Annotated in this window: 16 protein-coding genes; 14 read left to right on the top strand and 2 right to left on the bottom strand. The window is 62.6% G+C overall.

Features of this window, described 5'->3' with window-relative positions; all coding sequences use genetic code 11:
• Window positions 1–8 precede the first annotated feature (8 nt).
• The 4 genes from miaA to DQG18_RS08920 all read left to right on the top strand — a co-directional run bounded on the left by miaA (window position 9) and on the right by DQG18_RS08920 (window position 3461).
• Window positions 9–905: a tRNA (adenosine(37)-N6)-dimethylallyltransferase MiaA gene (gene miaA, locus DQG18_RS08935; RefSeq protein WP_116653919.1), complete on the top strand. Its 897-nt coding sequence runs from the start codon at window positions 9–11 to the stop codon at window positions 903–905.
• Window positions 906–1138: 233 nt separating this feature from the next.
• Complete coding sequence (pncA, locus tag DQG18_RS08930; protein WP_116653918.1) at window positions 1139–1738, top strand: bifunctional nicotinamidase/pyrazinamidase; 600 nt, start codon at window positions 1139–1141, stop codon at window positions 1736–1738.
• On the top strand, window positions 1735–3045 hold the full coding sequence (pncB, locus tag DQG18_RS08925; RefSeq protein WP_116653917.1) for a nicotinate phosphoribosyltransferase: 1311 nt from the start codon (window positions 1735–1737) through the stop codon (window positions 3043–3045). The genes pncA and pncB overlap by 4 nt, the downstream gene beginning before the upstream one ends.
• Window positions 3046–3053: 8 nt before the next feature.
• The gene (locus DQG18_RS08920; protein WP_116653916.1) at window positions 3054–3461 is read left to right on the top strand and encodes a DUF1801 domain-containing protein; all 408 of its coding nucleotides are present in this window, start codon (window positions 3054–3056) and stop codon (window positions 3459–3461) included.
• Here DQG18_RS08920 and DQG18_RS08915 read toward each other — a convergent pair.
• Together DQG18_RS08915 and DQG18_RS08910 are read right to left on the bottom strand one after the other, a co-directional pair.
• Window positions 3449–4117 carry a class I SAM-dependent methyltransferase gene (locus DQG18_RS08915; RefSeq protein WP_116653915.1) on the bottom strand — a complete coding sequence of 223 codons (669 nt, stop codon included), beginning with the start codon at window positions 4115–4117 and terminating at the stop codon, window positions 3449–3451. The genes DQG18_RS08920 and DQG18_RS08915 overlap by 13 nt on opposite strands.
• Window positions 4118–4162: 45 nt before the next feature.
• Window positions 4163–5566 carry an MATE family efflux transporter gene (locus DQG18_RS08910; protein ID WP_116653914.1) on the bottom strand — a complete coding sequence of 468 codons (1404 nt, stop codon included), beginning with the start codon at window positions 5564–5566 and terminating at the stop codon, window positions 4163–4165.
• Window positions 5567–5961: 395 nt separating this feature from the next.
• Between DQG18_RS08910 and DQG18_RS08905 the strand changes: the two genes are divergently transcribed.
• From DQG18_RS08905 to DQG18_RS08860, 10 genes are all read left to right on the top strand, one after another.
• Window positions 5962–6231 (top strand): YMGG-like glycine zipper-containing protein, encoded by a 270-nt coding sequence (locus DQG18_RS08905; RefSeq protein ID WP_116653913.1) that lies wholly within the window; start codon window positions 5962–5964, stop codon window positions 6229–6231.
• 297 nt (window positions 6232–6528) lie between these two features.
• Window positions 6529–8289 (top strand): acetolactate synthase 3 large subunit, encoded by a 1761-nt coding sequence (locus tag DQG18_RS08900; RefSeq protein ID WP_116653912.1) that lies wholly within the window; start codon window positions 6529–6531, stop codon window positions 8287–8289.
• Window positions 8290–8474: 185 nt separating this feature from the next.
• Complete coding sequence (gene ilvN / locus DQG18_RS08895) at window positions 8475–9029, top strand: acetolactate synthase small subunit (RefSeq protein WP_116653911.1); 555 nt, start codon at window positions 8475–8477, stop codon at window positions 9027–9029.
• 2 nt (window positions 9030–9031) lie between these two features.
• Window positions 9032–9976, top strand: a complete 945-nt coding sequence (locus DQG18_RS08890; protein WP_157970075.1) for a DMT family transporter — start codon at window positions 9032–9034, stop codon at window positions 9974–9976.
• Between the two features lie 18 nt (window positions 9977–9994).
• The gene (locus DQG18_RS08885; protein WP_116653909.1) at window positions 9995–10735 is read left to right on the top strand and encodes a pyridoxine 5'-phosphate synthase; all 741 of its coding nucleotides are present in this window, start codon (window positions 9995–9997) and stop codon (window positions 10733–10735) included.
• Window positions 10736–11277: 542 nt separating this feature from the next.
• On the top strand, window positions 11278–11889 hold the full coding sequence (locus DQG18_RS08880; protein ID WP_116653908.1) for an NADPH-dependent FMN reductase: 612 nt from the start codon (window positions 11278–11280) through the stop codon (window positions 11887–11889).
• 319 nt (window positions 11890–12208) lie between these two features.
• Window positions 12209–12838 (top strand): TetR/AcrR family transcriptional regulator, encoded by a 630-nt coding sequence (locus DQG18_RS08875; protein ID WP_245958415.1) that lies wholly within the window; start codon window positions 12209–12211, stop codon window positions 12836–12838.
• Window positions 12839–12871: 33 nt separating this feature from the next.
• Window positions 12872–13891: a ketol-acid reductoisomerase gene (ilvC, locus tag DQG18_RS08870; protein WP_116653906.1), complete on the top strand. Its 1020-nt coding sequence runs from the start codon at window positions 12872–12874 to the stop codon at window positions 13889–13891.
• 228 nt (window positions 13892–14119) lie between these two features.
• Window positions 14120–14620, top strand: a complete 501-nt coding sequence (locus DQG18_RS08865; RefSeq protein WP_116653905.1) for a heme-degrading domain-containing protein — start codon at window positions 14120–14122, stop codon at window positions 14618–14620.
• A gap of 11 nt (window positions 14621–14631) precedes the next feature.
• Window positions 14632–15525 carry a PhzF family phenazine biosynthesis protein gene (locus DQG18_RS08860; protein ID WP_116654029.1) on the top strand — a complete coding sequence of 298 codons (894 nt, stop codon included), beginning with the start codon at window positions 14632–14634 and terminating at the stop codon, window positions 15523–15525.
• The last annotated feature ends 475 nt before the right edge of the window (window positions 15526–16000 follow it).

Raw genomic sequence — 16000 nt, 5'->3', positions numbered from 1 at the left:
CAACGACCATGCAAGGGGCAGGGGAAAAGCGAGCGGTTTTGATAGCCGGTCCCACCGCGAGCGGCAAGACGGCGCTGGCCATCGAAATGGCGCGGGCACGCGGCGGGGTGATCGTCAATACCGATTCCATGCAGGTTTATGGTGTGCTCGACCGGCTGACGGCGCGGCCCGATGCCAGGGAACTGGCCGCCGCGCCGCATTGTCTGTTCGGGCATGTCGATCCGGGACAACGCTATTCCACAGGTGCGTGGCTGACCGATGTTCGCGAACTGATTCAAGGCGGCGAACTGGGAGGGCGGACGCCTGTTTTCGTTGGCGGAACCGGGCTTTATTTCGATGCGCTTACAAAGGGGTTCGCGGAAATTCCGGCTATTCCAGAGGCATCGATTCAAGCGGCTGAGAAACTGATTCAGGGGCTCGATGCGACCGGGCGGCTCGCATTGCTGGCTGAAAGGGACCCCCAAGCCGCCGCGCGCATCGGGGTGGCGGACCCACAACGGGTGGTGCGGGCGCTTTCGGTGCTCTATGCGACGGGCAGGCCGTTGAGCGCGTTTCAGAAGGATAATGAAGAGTCGTTGTTGCAAGGGTATGAACTTGAAAAAATCGTGCTGATGCCCGAACGCGGATTGCTGCGGCGGAGGATCGCCGAGCGGTTCGCGGCGATGATGGAGCGGGGGGCGGTGGAGGAAGTGCGGGCGCTTCTGGCGTTGGACCTGGACCCTTCGCTGCCGGCGATGAAGGCCATCGGGGTCAACGAGATCGTGGCGATGCTGGCCGGGGAGATTTCGCGCGAGGAGGCGATTGAGCGTGCGGTGACGGCGACGCGGCAATATGCCAAGCGGCAGTCGACCTGGTTTCGGAACCGGATGGGGGATTGGCGGTTTGTCGATCCGTTCGGGGTTTAGCGGCTGGCATCGCTGCCCCCTCACCCCCAGCCCCTCTCCCGCGAGGGGAGAGGGGGGCTCGTAAGCCGAACCATCCGCGGGGCTCCCCTTCTCCCCTCGTGGGAGAAGGTGGCCGGAGCGAAGCGGAGGTCGGATGAGGGGGCCAGCGATGCGGCCCCTATAACAGGTGCCCATGAGGAGTTGACGGAACGGCTCAACATTGCACAAGTGTTGCCAGATCTTAGGAGGCCGGAATGAGCGAACATGCGCTGATCGTCATTGATGTCCAGAACGATTTTTGCCCCGGCGGGGCGCTTGCCGTGGATGAAGGCGATGTGATCGTGCCGTTGATGAACCAGCTCATCGACACCCATTCGCACGTGATCCTGACGCAGGACTGGCACACGGCGGACCATTCGAGCTTTGCCTCGCAGCATCCGGGCAAGGCGCCGTATGAGACCGTCGAGGCCGAATATGGTCCACAGACGTTGTGGCCGGACCATTGCGTGCAGGGCACGAAAGGGGCGGAGTTCCATCCCGATCTCAACGTGACCCCGGCGGAACTGATCATTCGAAAGGGGTTCCGGCAGGCGATCGATTCCTATTCGGCGTTCTTCGAGAACGATCACACGACGCCAACGGGGCTCGCAGGTTATCTGCGCGAGCGGGGGCTTTCAAAGCTGCGGCTGGCCGGGCTGGCGACGGATTTCTGCGTCGCCTATTCGGCGCTCGATGCGGTTGCGCAGGGGTTTTCGGTGGAAGTGGTGCTTGCGGCATCGCGGGGGATCGATCTCGACGGATCGGTTGACGCCATGATCGGCCGGATGCGCGAGGCAGGGGTGGTCATCCGGTGAGTGCATCCAAGACCGACATTGCGCGGCGGGTTTTCAACCATACGTTCAAGCTCGACCCGATCATCCGCTCGCTGCTCGATACCGATTTCTACAAGCTCCTGATGCTCCAGATGATCTGGGGGCTTTACCGAGATGTGGACGCAACGTTCTCGCTGACCAACCGCACCACGTCGGTGAAGCTGGCCGAGGAGATCGACAGCGGCGCCTTGCGCGAACAGCTCGACCATGCACGGACGCTGCGGTTCACGAAAAAGGAAATGATCTGGCTGGCGGGTAATACGTTTTACGGCACCAAGCAGATCTTTTCGCCCGAGTTTCTCGCCTGGCTCGAAGACTTCAAGCTGCCCGACTACGAGCTTTCGACGCGGGACGGGCAGTTCGAGTTGCACTTCCATGGCAAATGGGTCGAAACGACCATGTGGGAAATCCCCGCGCTCGCCATCATCAACGAGTTGCGCTCGCGGGCGGCGATGCGGGGCATGGGGCGGTTCGAGCTCGACGTGCTTTATGCACGGGCCAAGGCCAAGCTCTGGGACAAGGTGGAGCGGCTCCAGCAACTGCCCGACCTCAAGATTTCCGATTTCGGCACGCGGCGGCGGCACTCGTTCCTCTGGCAGCGCTGGTGTGTGGAAGCCCTCAAGGAAGGGCTGGGCGAGGCGCTGACCGGCACGTCCAACGTGCTGCTGGCCATGGACACGGACCTTGAGGCACAGGGCACCAACGCGCACGAACTGCCCATGGTGGCGGCGGCGCTGGCGAGGGACGAAGTCACGTTGAAGCGCGCGCCCTACAAGGTGCTCGAGGACTGGCAGAGCTATTATGGGGGGAACCTGCTGATCGTCCTGCCCGACGCGTTCGGGACGGCGGCGTTCCTGCGCGATGCCCCGGACTGGGTGGCCGACTGGACGGGGTTCCGGCCCGACAGCGCGCCGGCCATCGAGGGCGGGGAAGCGATCATCCGCTGGTGGCAGGAGCGCGGGCGCGATCCGCGCGAAAAGCTGCTGATCTTTTCGGATGGGCTCGATACTGAAACCATCGAGGCCGCCTACCGGCATTTCGACGGGCGGGTGCGGATGGCGTTCGGCTGGGGCACCAATCTCACCAATGATTTCGCAGGCGTCGCGCCGCACGGCACGCCGCAGCTCGAACCCATATCGCTGGTTATCAAGGTGTCGAGCGCCAATGGCCGCCCAGCCATCAAGCTCTCGGACAACCCGGCCAAGGCGGTGGGTGATCCGCAAGAAATAGCGCGCTATATTCGGGTGTTCGGAACCGAGGGCATGGCGGAACTGCCGGTGGCGGTCTGAGAGGAAACATGACAGGAACCGCATCGGAATTGATCGATGAGATGATAGCGGGGCTTGATGACTGGCGCGGGCCCATGCTGGCGAAGCTGCGTGCGGTGATATTGGCGGCGGACCCCGGCATCATCGAGGAATGGAAATGGATGGGCAGCCCGACATGGTCCTGCGACGGGCTGATCGTGGTGGGCAACCCCCACAAAGGGAAGATCAAGCTCACTTTCGCCCACGGCGCGACGCTGCCGGACCTGCAAGGGCTGTTCAACGGCAAGGATACGGGAAACACGCGGCGGTCCATCGATATTTTCGAGAGCAATGCCCCGGACGAAAAAGCGCTGCAGGATCTCGTGCGGGCGGGGATCGCGTATAACCGCACGCATCTCAAGAAGAACGCGGGCAAGCGGGGCGGTCAGGGCGCGTAGGCGATCCATCCCTTGAAGCCCAGCGCGGCGTAGAACAGGTCCACATCTTCAAAACCGGCCTCTTTGAGCATTCTTTCCTCCTCCTCGGGGGCAAGGACGGTGAGGCGCGTTGCCATAGCCTCGCGGGCCGCGGCGTTGGCAGGGTCGCCGCCGCCAAAGGCGATGTGGCGCGTAATCGACCGGGAGCGTTCGGGTTCGGTCTGCGCAAAGCTGATGTGAGCGAGGATGAAAGGGGCGCCAGATACAAGGCGACGGCGGATTTCGAGGAGGGTGGGAAGCCGGTTTTCACGCGCGATGAAATGGAAGGTCAGAAGGCAGACGGCGGCGGCGAACGGGCCTTCGGATGCCGCTTCGATGGTGCCCCGGGTGAGCGTGATACGGTCCATGAAGGGGGCGGCGGTGCGGCGGGCGGTGTCGAGCATGTCGGGGGCGGGATCGACGCCCTCGAACGTCCAGCCGGGATGGCCGGCGGCAAGGGTCTTGAGCTCGAGACCGCCGCCTGCGCCAAGGACGAGCACGCGGCCGTTCTCGGGTGTGCGCTCGGCAAGCAGCATCGACATCATGCGATGCAGCCCGTCGAAACCCGGCACCTGCCGGGGCGGGCCTTCGGCGTAACCGGCGGCGTGGCTGCCGGTGAAGGGGGTGTTGTCTTTCATGCGGCCATAATCCTCACATGTGTCGGTGGATGGCGGGTAAGGGTTTCAGCTTCCCGTTACCATCCGCCTGGGGTCGAGTAGACCGAGCCGCTCGCGCATGGCGAAGCGGGTGGTGAGGATGACGGCGACGAAGGCGAGGCCCGAGGCGAGGCCAATCCAGATGCCGATGCCGGCGAGGCGGTCGGGGCTCCCCAGATACCACGCGATGGGCATGCCCACGCACCAATAGCCAAAAAGGGCGACCACCATGGGGATCTTGGTGTCGTTGAGGCCGCGCAGGATATGAGCGGCCACCACCTGGGCGCCATCGGCGATCTGGAAGAAACCCGCCATCAGCAGATAGGAGGTGGCAAAGGCCAGCGCGACGGCGTTTTCAGGGTAAGCCGGATCGAGGAAGAGCCGGGTGAAAACGCCGGGAATGGTAAGAAAAAGGGCGGCGGTGATGCACATGAAGCCGACGCCGAGGGCCATGGAGATCCAGCCGGCCCGCCGGACCCCTTCGGGATTCCGGGCGCCAAAGGAAAGGCCGACGCGGACGGTGGAGGCCATCGAAAGGCCCAGCGGCACCATGAAGGCGAGCGAGGCGCATTGCAGCGCCACGGCGTGGGCAGCCAGTTCGTCGGTGCCGAGCCACCCCATGAAGACGGCGGCGACGGCGAACATGCCGACTTCCGCCATGATGGTGAGCCCGATGGGGGTGCCGATGCGGAAGATCTGGCGGAAGCGCGCCCAGTCGGGCCGCCAGAAACGGACGAGGATATGGAAGCGCCTGTAGCGGGGGTGGTGCAGCGCATAGAGCAGCAGCAGGCTGAACATCAGGGTGTTGACGGTGACCGTGGCGATCGCCGCCCCCCTCAGTTCGAGCCGTGGAGCGCCGAAATTGCCAAAGATCAGAATGTAGTTGAGGAGCGCGTTGGCAAAAACGCCCGCAACTGTGACGTATAGGATGATCCGCGTGGAGCCGAGTGCTGAAAGGAAAGAGCGCATGGCGAACAGACCCAGCCCCGGATAGAGCACGAACAGGGCAATCTGCATATAGATCCCGGCCATGGCGGCAAGCTCGGGGGTCTGTCCCGCAAGGATCAGGATGGGCCGGATGTTCCAGATGATCGGGATCAGAAGCGTTGCGATGAGAATGGCGATCCACAGGCCCTGCCGCACGGTGCGCCGGACCTGCTTGATCTGCCGGGCGCCGAGGGCCTGCGCCACGAGCGGGGCCACCGCGCCCACAATGCCGCCGCCGAGCAGCAGGAAGGGATTGAAAAAGGCCGTGGCCAGCGTACCGGCGGCCAGGTATTCAGGCCCCAGCCAGCCCATCATGACGACGTCGGTGGTGAATAGCGCGTTCTGGGCCAGTTGGGCCACGACCAGCGGCCATGCAAGAAAAAATGTGGCGCGAAGTTCGGCCCCCCAGCTTTGCGCCGGACGGGCTTTCAAAGTCCCGGACATTGTCGTTCAGCCTTTCAAGCCAATCCTCGCCCGCTGGAATCGGGGCAAGCCGAGCCGGATACAACAAGGGGAGCAGTTTGTCAGGGGGGCGGGGCGGAATTGTGTGAATGGCGCGTGAGATGACCGGAAGCAAGACGGTCTGACGGAGCGGGCCGATGCCATGAACGACAAGGCTGCCGCGCTTGCGTAGTGTCCAGGGTAAGGCCGGGAAAACAAACTGGGTTGAGAAAAAGACCAAAATAGCGGAAATTAAGGCGCTCTGGCCTGTTCAGGTTCAATTCAGATTCGGGTCTGTAAGGCTAAAAGTGACCTTTGCGTGGAACGAAAAAGCGGCAATGAGCATTTTGAGCGCGAGGGAACTCAAGTTTTAAAACGTCGCACGGAGGCTTCTCAGTATGAAGAAAATGTTGGTAATTGGCGTTGCGCTCACCGCGTTGCTCGCCGTGTCTGCCTGTACCCGGACCCAGCAGTCGGCTGCGGTCGGCGCGGGCGCGGGCGCGATCATTGGCGGAGTGACCACCGGAACGGTAACGGGCGCAGCCATCGGTGCGGCTGTTGGCGGTGTTGCCGGCGCGGTCGTCGGCCAGGTGGCTGGTGAACCCGAGAACTGCTACTTCCGCGCCGCGGATGGCCGTCTCTATGTCGACCGCTGCCCGCGCGGCTAAGCTGTCGTTAGCAAGAATCTGAAAGGGCCTGCCGCGCAAGCGGCGGGCCTTTTTATGTTCCGGGGCGGCAATTTTGGACTTGACCGCGCGCAGCGCGCCAAATACCAATGCCAATGAATTTTGTCGGAGAAGGTCCGTCGTGACGACTCTTATTCTTGTAGTAGGCTGGCGCATCGCAACATGAGGGGATGACTCTCGTGGCAAATTGCGGTGCGCGGAAACAAGGTCCCAGATGGGGCCTTTTTTATTATCTGGCGTCCGGGCTACCGGGCAGTGAAGTAAGCAGGGAGAAAGGCAATGGCCCAACAGATGACCGGCGCCGAAATGGTGGTCGAAGCGCTCAAGGATCAGGGAGTCGAGCATATATTCGGCTATCCGGGCGGGGCGGTATTGCCGATCTATGACGCGATTTTCCAGCAGGGCAAGGTGCGGCACATTCTGGTGCGGCACGAGCAGGGCGCAACGCACATGGCGGAAGGCTATGCGCGCTCGACCGGCAAGTGCGGCGTGGTGCTGGTGACTTCGGGACCGGGGGCGACCAACGCGGTGACCGGGCTCACGGATGCGTTGCTCGATTCCATCCCGCTGGTCTGCATCACCGGGCAGGTCCCGGTCCCGCTGATCGGTTCGGACGCCTTCCAGGAGTGCGACACGGTCGGGATCACGCGTAGCTGCACCAAGCACAACTATCTCGTCAAATCGATCGAGGACCTGCCGCGCATCCTGCACGAAGCGTTCCACATCGCGACCTCGGGGCGCCCCGGGCCGGTGGTGATCGATATCCCCAAGGACGTGCAGTTCGCGATGGGGACGTATATCAAGCCGCAGGCCGAGATGAGCCACCCCACCTACAAGCCGCAGCGCGAAGGGGACACGGAGGCGATCCGCGTCGCGGTGGACCTGATGCTTAGGGCCGAGCGCCCGGTGTTCTATACGGGCGGCGGCATCATCAATTCCGGACCCGAGGCCAGCCGGAACCTGCGCGAACTGGCCGAACTCACCGGATTTCCCGTGACCTCGACCCTGATGGGGCTGGGGGCCTATCCGGCGTCGGGCGGGCAGTGGCTGGGGATGCTGGGCATGCATGGCACCTATGAAGCCAACATGGCGATGCACGATTGCGACCTGATGATCTGCCTCGGCGCGCGGTTCGACGACCGGATCACCGGGCGGATCGATGCGTTTTCGCCGGGCAGCCGGAAGATCCATGTCGATATCGATCCCTCCTCGATCAACAAGAACATCGTCGTCGACGTGCCGATCGTGGGGGATGTGAACCTCGTGATGGAAGAGATGATCCGCATGTGGCGCGCCAGGACCAACCAGCCGCGCACCGAGGCCATCGCGCCATGGTGGAAGGCTATCGAGAAATGGCGGGGCGTCAATTCTCTGGGATTCACGAACTCGTCCTCGATCATCAAGCCGCAGCACGCCATCGCGCGGCTCTATGAGGCGACGAAGAACCGGGACGTCTATATCACGACCGAAGTCGGCCAGCACCAGATGTGGGCGGCGCAACACTTCCATTTCAACGAACCCAACCGCTGGATGACTTCGGGCGGGCTGGGCACGATGGGTTACGGGCTGCCCGCCGCCATCGGCGTGCAGGTGGCACACCCGGACGCGCTGGTGATCGATATCGCGGGCGAGGCGAGCGTGCAGATGACCATGCAGGAGATGAGCACCGCGCTGCAGTACGAGCTGCCGGTCAAGATCTTCATCCTCAACAACGAATATATGGGGATGGTGCGCCAGTGGCAGGAATTGCTGCATGGCGGGCGCTATTCGCACTCCTATTCGGACGCACTGCCCGATTTCGTGAAGCTCGCCGAAGCCTATGGCGGGCACGGCATCCGGTGCGCAGATCCGGGCGAACTCGACAATGCGATCGATGAGATGATCAACATCAACAAGCCCGTGATCTTCGATTGCCTCGTCTCCAAGGAAGAAAACTGCCTGCCGATGATCCCGTCGGGCAAGCCGCATAACGAAATGATCCTGCCCGATACGGCGGATATCGGGTCCATTATCGATGAGAAGGGGAGGGTGCTGGTTTAGCGGATTGAATGCCGGCATCGCTGGCCCCCTTACCCCCAGCCCCTCTCCCACGAGGGGAGAGGGGGGCGGAGGCGGCGAACTCCCCCGATCCCCCTTCTCCCCTCGTGGGAGAAGGTGCCCCGAAGGGGCGGATGAGGGGGTGCGGTGCCCGAACCGAACACCGGACCATTTGAGGAACCACAAACATGAACGCAAATCTGTTGCCGACGGGTTCGGCTTATTTCCTGACCCAGCAGACCCAGGAGCCGGAGCGCCATACGCTGACGGTGCTGGTGGATAACGAGCCGGGGGTTCTTGCGCGGGTCGTGGGACTGTTCTCGGCGCGCGGGTTCAATATAGACTCGCTCACCGTGAGCGAGACCGAGCACGACAAGCACCGCTCGCGCATCACGGTCGTGACGGTTGCGGTGCCCAAGATCATCGCGCAGATAAAACTCCAGCTCGAACGGCTGGTGCCGGTGCACAAGGTTCACGACCTCACCGAAGAGGGCAATTATATCGAGCGCGAACTGGCGCTGGTGAAGGTGGCCGGGGTGGGTGAGAACCGCGTCGAGGCGCTGCGGCTGGCCGATGCGTTCCGCGCGCAGGTGATCGATGCCTCGACGGAGAGCTTCGTTTTCGAGGTGACGGGCAAATCGTCCAAGGTCGAGCAGTTCATCTCGCTGATGGCGCCGATCGGGCTTGTCGAGGTGGTGCGCACCGGGCTTGCCGCGGTGACGCGCGGCGGCGAGGGCATGTAGGATTGGCCAGTTTTCCATCGAATGTCCGGGGCATTGCGCTGATGGTGCTGGCCACGGGGGCATTCACGGTCAACGATACGTTCTTCAAACTGGCGACCGAGGATCTGCCGGTTTTCCAGTCGCTTTTCCTGCGGGGCGTGGCGGCGGCGATCTTCTGTCTGCCGCTGGTGCTGTTCAGCGGCGCGATTACGAAGATGGCAAGAATCTTCGATCGGTGGGCCGTGCTGCGTAGCGCGTTCGAGATCGCATCGGTTTTTTGCATCCTCAATGCGCTTGTGCGCATACCGATTGCCGACATCACCGCCATCGCCCAGCTTGCGCCGATGCTTTTGATGATCGCGGCGGCGGCGATCTTCCGCGAGAAGCTGGGCCTCTGGCGGATCGTTCTCATGGTTCTGGGCTTTGCGGGTGCGCTCATGATCGCCCAGCCGCAGGCCGACGGTATGTCGCCCTATATGATGCTGGGCATGGCGGGCGCGGTCCTTCTTGCTTGCCGCGACCTCATCGCGCGCAAGGTGCCTGAAGAAATACCCGGATCGATCGTGACCTATGGTGTGGTCCTGATGGTAATGACCGCGTCCTTTGTTGTCACCATGCTGACCGGGGAATGGGTCGCCCCGCCGCTTCATGCGCTGGGTTATCTTCTGGCGTCGGGGCTGTTTGTGATGTTCGGACATCACTTCATCTTCCTTTCATTCCGCGCGGCGCCGGTGGGCGTGGCCGCCCCCTTCTTTTACTCGGCGACGATCTGGGCGCTCTTGCTCGGTTTTCTCGTCTTTGGCGAGTTTCCCAATGCGCTGGCAATCGCGGGGATCGGGCTGATTCTCGGCAGCGGGGTGGTGCTGGTGATGCACTCGCGCAAGCCGGTGGTGGCGGTGCCGGCGGCGATCGATGCAAAGGAGGGTTCAGACCTCGAGCAATTCGATATAGAGAAGGTTCCAGAGTAACCTGTCCGCCGAGCCTTCATGACCAAGCTTTCCGTAAATCTCAATGCCGTGGCGCAGTTGCGCAATCGCCGGGACCTGCCCTGGCCGAGCGTCACGGGAATCGCACGGGTGGTGCTGGACGCGGGCGCGGCGGGGATAACGGTCCATCCGCGCCCCGACGAGCGGCACATAAGGCGCAGCGACGTTTATGAGCTGAAGGCGCTGCTGGCAAAAGACTATCCCGATGCGGAATTCAATATCGAGGGGTATCCCAGCGAGGATTTCCTGGCGCTGATCGCGGACGTCGATCCCGATCAGGTGACGCTGGTGCCCGACGATCCCGCGCAGGCGACCTCCGACCATGGCTGGGATTTCGTGGGGGAACAGGCGCTCCTCACATCGGTCGTGCAGCGGTTGAAAACACCATCGCGGCGGGTATCGCTGTTTTGCGATCCCGATGCGGGAGAGCGTGGAATCGCGGCGGCAAAGGTAACGGGCGCCGACCGCGTCGAGCTTTACACCGGGCCCTATGGCGCGTGTTTCAACGATCTGGCGGAGGCGCGGGTCGAGCTCGAAACGCTGGCCGAAACGGCACGCGCGGCGCGGGCCGCCGGGCTGGGGCTCAATGCCGGGCACGATCTGACGCTCGCCAATCTCCCCGCTTTCGTCGCGGCTGTGGAGGGGATCGACGAGGTCTCGATCGGGCACGGGATCACGGCGGATGCGCTGCTGTTTGGGTTCGCGGAGGCGGTGCGCCGGTATATCGCGGTGCTGCGTTAGATCGTTTCAGGTTTTGATGGAAACACCCAGCTTCCGCCCTCTTGGAGTTGCATTGCGCTGGATTCCGGCAATAAATGCCGGAATGACAATGGTGTTTTCTGCTAGCTTTCCCTCCCTCCAATGTCACCCCGGTATTTATTACCGGGGACCAGAATAGTGCCTCGGCGGACACGGACCTTCTTGATTCCGTCAAAACCTGAAATGCTTTAGGCGGTTTTTTTAGAGGGTTCGGCCTTTGGGGCTTCTGGGTCACCCGGATGAACCGGGTGACGACGGGGGAGAGGGCGGCGGCGGGGTTTACGGCGGGCGACAACACTGTTTCGGTTTCTTGAACGCTTCCATGGAAGCATTGCTGACGCTTTCCTTGAAAACCGGGTATTCAAGTATTTTCAGCCAGTTACGCTATTATCCACCATTCGGCACGCTTGCGGTCCAGCGCCCCGATGGTCATTGGTTACAAAAAGGTGCCTACTTGCGTGGAGAGGTGGGCAGGCAATATCTAGCCTTAGTCACAAATCGTAACCAGTCTACGGGAACATCCAATGTCCAAGCTCAAGATCGGCGTCATCATCTCCTCCACCCGCGAAGCGCGCTTCGGTGAAATCCCCGCGAAGTGGGTTCTCGAAAAGGCCAATGCGCGCCCTGAGATCGATGCCGAGATCGTCGATCTGCGTGATTTCGACCTGCCGTTTTTCAATGAGGTCGCGTCCAACGCCTGGGCACCCTCCCAGAACGCCAATGCCGTCAAGTGGCAGGAAAAGATCAGCGAGTTCGATGGCTACATCTTCGTGGTCGCCGAATACAACCGCGCCATCACCGGCGCGCTCAAGAACGCTATCGATCAGGCTTACACCAACTGGAACAAGAAGGCATTCGGCGCCGTCGGTTATGGCTCGGTAGGCGGTGCGCGCGCGGTCGAGAACCTGCGCACCATCGGTGTCGAGCTTCAGATGGTCTCCACCCGCTCGGCCGTCCATATCGCGGGCGCCGACTTCATGGCCGTGCACCCGGGCTTTGGCGGCACCAAGACGCTCGACGATATCGAAGCGGCCATTGGCAACTCGACCGCCGACATGCTCGACCAGCTCATCTGGTGGGGCCATGCCACCAGGGCGGCGCGTGAAGCGGAAGCCGTACGGGCCGCTGCGGAATAAGGCAGCCGTTTCTATATTGCCGATATGATAGTCGTGAATGGGGTTGTCCTTTCGGGCAACCCCATTTGTCGTTTGAGTGGGGCTATCAGCGCGAGGAGGGCTGTGGGGATGCTGGGTGAGGCGCTGCCCCGTTCGGCTGGCGATGCTGTTTTCTTTCTTGCAAACTGCCGAACCGTAACGTACGGTACGGTTGATGGGGCGGCGGCTTGGCAAAGCATGCCGTGTCCCGACTAACGGAAACCGGGAGCAGGGCGCGTGGCACATATCGCGCTTTTGTTATGCCGTTCGACCGGATTTTTTTACAGCAAGAGACGCGAATTTGACGCCTCCGATCCTGACCATTGGCGATGATATTCTGACTGCCCGGCAAAAGGATGTGCTGGATGCGGCGCTCGGGCTGTTGGTCGAGGGCGGGGACGGGCTGACCATGACCGGGGTGGCCCGGCGGGCGAGTTGTTCCAAGGAAACGCTCTATAAGTGGTTCGGGGATCGCGACGGGCTTTTGACCGCGACGGTCCAGTGGCAGGCGGCCAAGGTGCGCATGGTGCCGGTGGACCGCGAAAGGCTCGACAAACGGGCGCTGGGCATCGCACTCGAAAAATTCGCGCGCGACCTTCTGAGCGTTCTTTCGGGCGATGCGTCGGTGGCGCTCAACCGGCTGGCGGTTTCCCATGCAGGGCAGGAAAAGCGCGATCTGGGCATGATCGTGCTCGAAAACGGACGCTACGCCATGGGCCGCAGGCTCAAGCCGGTGCTGGATGCGGGGCGCGATGCGGGGTTATTGAAGTTCGAGGATTGCGAAGACGCGTTCCGCAGCTTTTTCGGGCTGGTGGTGCGCGACGTGCAGATCCGGCTGCTGCTGGGCGACCGCATGAAGCTGGACGAAAAGACGATTCTTGATGATGCGCGCCGGGCGCGCGAGCAGTTCTTCGCCCTTTACGGGGCGTGAGTTTTTCAAAAGATGCGATAACGGGAGATACCAATGCGCGTTTATTATGATCGGGATGCAGATCTCAACATTCTCAAATCCAGGAAGGTCGCCATCATCGGGTATGGCAGCCAGGGCCGCGCGCACGCACTGAACCTGCGCGATTCGGGCGTGACCGACGTCGCCATCGGCCTGCGTCCGGGGTCCTCCACGGCCAAGAAGGTCGAGGCGGACGGGCTCAAGGTCATGAGTGTGGCGGAAGCCGCGGGCTGGGCCGACATGATGATGATGGCGACGCCGGACGAATTGCAGGCCGACATCTACCGCGACGACATCGCCCCCAATATCCGCGACGGCGCAGCGCTGGCCTTCGCCCACGGGCTCAACGTCCACTTCGGGCTGATCGAGCCCAAGGACACGGTCGACGTGCTGATGATCGCCCCCAAGGGCCCCGGCCATACCGTGCGCGGTGAATACGAGAAGGGCGGCGGGGTGCCGTGCCTCATCGCCGTCCATCACGATGCGACCGGCAACGCGCACGACCTTGGGCTGGCCTATGCCTCGGGCGTCGGCGGCGGGCGCTCGGGCATCATCGAGACGACCTTCAAGGAAGAATGCGAGACGGACCTGTTCGGTGAGCAGGCGGTGCTGTGCGGCGGGCTTGTGGAACTGATCCGTGCCGGGTTCGAGACGCTGGTCGAAGCCGGTTATGCGCCGGAAATGGCCTATTTCGAGTGCCTGCACGAAGTGAAGCTGATCGTCGACCTGATCTACCAGGGCGGTATCGCGAACATGAACTACTCGATCTCGAACACCGCCGAATGGGGTGAATACGTTTCGGGCCCGCGCATCATCACCGATGAAACCAAGGCCGAGATGAAGCGGGTTCTGGCCGATATCCAGTCGGGCAAGTTCACCTCCGAGTGGATGCAGGAATACCGCGCCGGTTCAGCCCGCTTCAAGGCCATTCGCCGCAACAACGATGCGCACCAGATCGAGGACGTCGGTACGAAACTGCGCGACATGATGCCGTGGATCAAGGCCGGTGCGCTGGTGGACAAGAGCCGGAACTAGGGCCTGCCTATCAGGCTGGTTCTATACTCTGCCCTCGCTGTCCCGGCGAAAGCCGGGACCCACAGCGTCACCTCCGCTATCGCGGATGCTGGCGCATGGACCCCGGCTTTCGCCGGGGAAGCGATGGAGCAAATCTCTTAATTTCCGCGCGCGCCTTTTGGTAGCGCGCGGTTTTGTTTGGGGCTCAAATCGGATAACCATCGCCGGAGAATTCTGCGGGGAGGAATCATGAGCGACAGTCTTGCAATCGTCATCGAGCAGGAGCGGCGGCTGGTTTTCCGGGCGTTTGACGAAGCGGCGGCTTTTGAGCTTGGCGCGGCGATACGGGCCATTGCGCTGGCCGAGGACAAGGGCGTCGTCTGCGAGGTGAGGCTTTGGGACCGCCCGCTGTTCTATATGGCGCTGCCCGGAACCACTGCCGACAATGTCGAATGGGTGCGGCGCAAGGCCAATGTCGTCAGGCGCTATGGCAAGAGCACCTATCGCATGGTGCTCGAAAAAGGCGCCGGGCCGGGCAACCGGGCGCTGGGCGATGAGATGAACGCGCCGCTTTCCGATTACGTGCTGGCCGGGGGCGGGTTTCCGATCCGCGTCAAGGGGGCGGGCGTTATCGGTGCGGTGACGGTGTCGGGCATCCCCGAGCATCTCGACCATATGCTGGTCGTCCGGGGGCTTTGCGCGGTGCTCGATATCGCGCAGGATGGGCTGGTGCTGCCGGAATCGCTGTGAAGAGCCTCACGATGAAACTTCCCTATTTCATTCTCGATGTCTTCACCCGCGACAGGCTGGCGGGCAATCCGCTGGCGGTGGTTCTCAAGGCCGATGGGCTTTCGGGCGCGCGGATGCAGGCCATCGCGGCGGAATTCAGCCTGTCTGAAACCGTGTTCGTGCTGGCGCCAAAGGATGAGCGGCACACCAACGCGCTGCGCATTTTCTCGCCCATAACCGAGATGGCGTTCGCCGGACACCCGACGGTAGGGGCGGCGGTGCTTTTGGGGCTGCAAAGCCGAATGTCGGCGGTGCGGCTCGAACTGGGCGTGGGGCTGGTGACGGCGGTGATGGAGCGGATCGACAAGCGGACCGGCCACGCCAGGTTCGCGCTGCCGCGCCTGCCCGAACGGGTGGGCGGTGCGCCAGCCGACGATGAGATCGCCGGACGGCTCGGGCTTGCGCCGGACGCCATCGGGCTGGATGGCATGCGGCCGGCGCAATATTCGGCCGGGGTGTCGTTTTACCTCGTGCCGGTGCGCGACGCGGCGGCGCTGGAAGCGGTGAAGCTCGACCGGCGCGGGTGGGCCGACACCTTTTCGGGCCAGCGCAGTTCGGTCTATGTCTTTACGCGGACCCCGGACGAGCGGAACAATGACTATGCCGCGCGCATGTTCCATGTGGCGCATGGGGCGGGCGAGGATGCGGCGACCGGGTCGGCGGCGGCGGCCCTCATCGGGTTGCTTTCGGACCAGCCGCAATATCACGATGGCCACCACACGATCCGGCTGCGGCAGGGACGCGAAATGGGGCGGCCAAGCCTTATCGAATTGCAGTTCAATACCGAGCAGGGACAATTACGCCATGCCGGGATCGGCGGGAGCGCGGTGGTGCTGGCCGAGGGGATGATCGATCTGGACGATTAGATCTCGGGCATAGCGGTTGCGGCTGCATCGCGCCGAACCCCAGGAACAAGTCCCGGGGTTACGCCATAAAGGGGCAGGGTGCCGCCAAAAAATATCAAATGTCATTCCGGGATTTATTCCTGGAATTCCAGCGCGATCCCACCTCGATCGCCCGAATATGCCGTTTCGGTTAAAACCTGAACCGCTATAAGAGGAATATTTACAGGGAAACCCTTGCACCTGATGCGCAATTGCACCATTGTTGGCAGAGTTAACGTGAAACAGGGCAAGGCCGTATCGATGCGCCGCCGTTCAAATCGCGCCGTCGCCATAGCCGCCAGCAAGCACAAGGCTTTGCAGGCCCGCCTCCTGTTGGGCTCGGGGCTGCTGCTGTCCAGCGCCCTCCTACTCCTCCTTATCAGCCCCTGATCACCGGCAGTCCGCGCGAGGCACGGACGGGTTGTCAGGGGATAAACGCCATACCGCCGAACATTTG

It is taken from the genome of Pelagibacterium sediminicola, from assembly GCF_003390885.1.
GTDB classification, from domain to species: domain Bacteria; phylum Pseudomonadota; class Alphaproteobacteria; order Rhizobiales; family Devosiaceae; genus Pelagibacterium; species Pelagibacterium sediminicola.
This window is presented reverse-complemented; position numbering and strand designations above follow the sequence as displayed.

What these genes read in the sequence shown, in the direction of transcription:
- ilvC (WP_116653906.1), top strand. Translation starts at nt 12,872, where the DNA reads ATGCGCGTTTATTATGATCGGGATGCAGATCTCAACATTCTCAAATCC.
- DQG18_RS08900 (WP_116653912.1), top strand. Translation starts at nt 6,529, where the DNA reads ATGGCCCAACAGATGACCGGCGCCGAAATGGTGGTCGAAGCGCTCAAG.
- DQG18_RS08880 (WP_116653908.1), top strand. Translation starts at nt 11,278, where the DNA reads ATGTCCAAGCTCAAGATCGGCGTCATCATCTCCTCCACCCGCGAAGCG.
- DQG18_RS08920 (WP_116653916.1), top strand. Translation starts at nt 3,054, where the DNA reads ATGACAGGAACCGCATCGGAATTGATCGATGAGATGATAGCGGGGCTT.
- pncA (WP_116653918.1), top strand. Translation starts at nt 1,139, where the DNA reads ATGAGCGAACATGCGCTGATCGTCATTGATGTCCAGAACGATTTTTGC.
- DQG18_RS08910 (WP_116653914.1), bottom strand. Translation starts at nt 5,566, where the DNA reads ATGTCCGGGACTTTGAAAGCCCGTCCGGCGCAAAGCTGGGGGGCCGAA.
- DQG18_RS08915 (WP_116653915.1), bottom strand. Translation starts at nt 4,117, where the DNA reads ATGAAAGACAACACCCCCTTCACCGGCAGCCACGCCGCCGGTTACGCC.
- DQG18_RS08865 (WP_116653905.1), top strand. Translation starts at nt 14,120, where the DNA reads ATGAGCGACAGTCTTGCAATCGTCATCGAGCAGGAGCGGCGGCTGGTT.
- DQG18_RS08885 (WP_116653909.1), top strand. Translation starts at nt 9,995, where the DNA reads ATGACCAAGCTTTCCGTAAATCTCAATGCCGTGGCGCAGTTGCGCAAT.
- DQG18_RS08860 (WP_116654029.1), top strand. Translation starts at nt 14,632, where the DNA reads ATGAAACTTCCCTATTTCATTCTCGATGTCTTCACCCGCGACAGGCTG.
- DQG18_RS08905 (WP_116653913.1), top strand. Translation starts at nt 5,962, where the DNA reads ATGAAGAAAATGTTGGTAATTGGCGTTGCGCTCACCGCGTTGCTCGCC.
- ilvN (WP_116653911.1), top strand. Translation starts at nt 8,475, where the DNA reads ATGAACGCAAATCTGTTGCCGACGGGTTCGGCTTATTTCCTGACCCAG.
- miaA (WP_116653919.1), top strand. Translation starts at nt 9, where the DNA reads ATGCAAGGGGCAGGGGAAAAGCGAGCGGTTTTGATAGCCGGTCCCACC.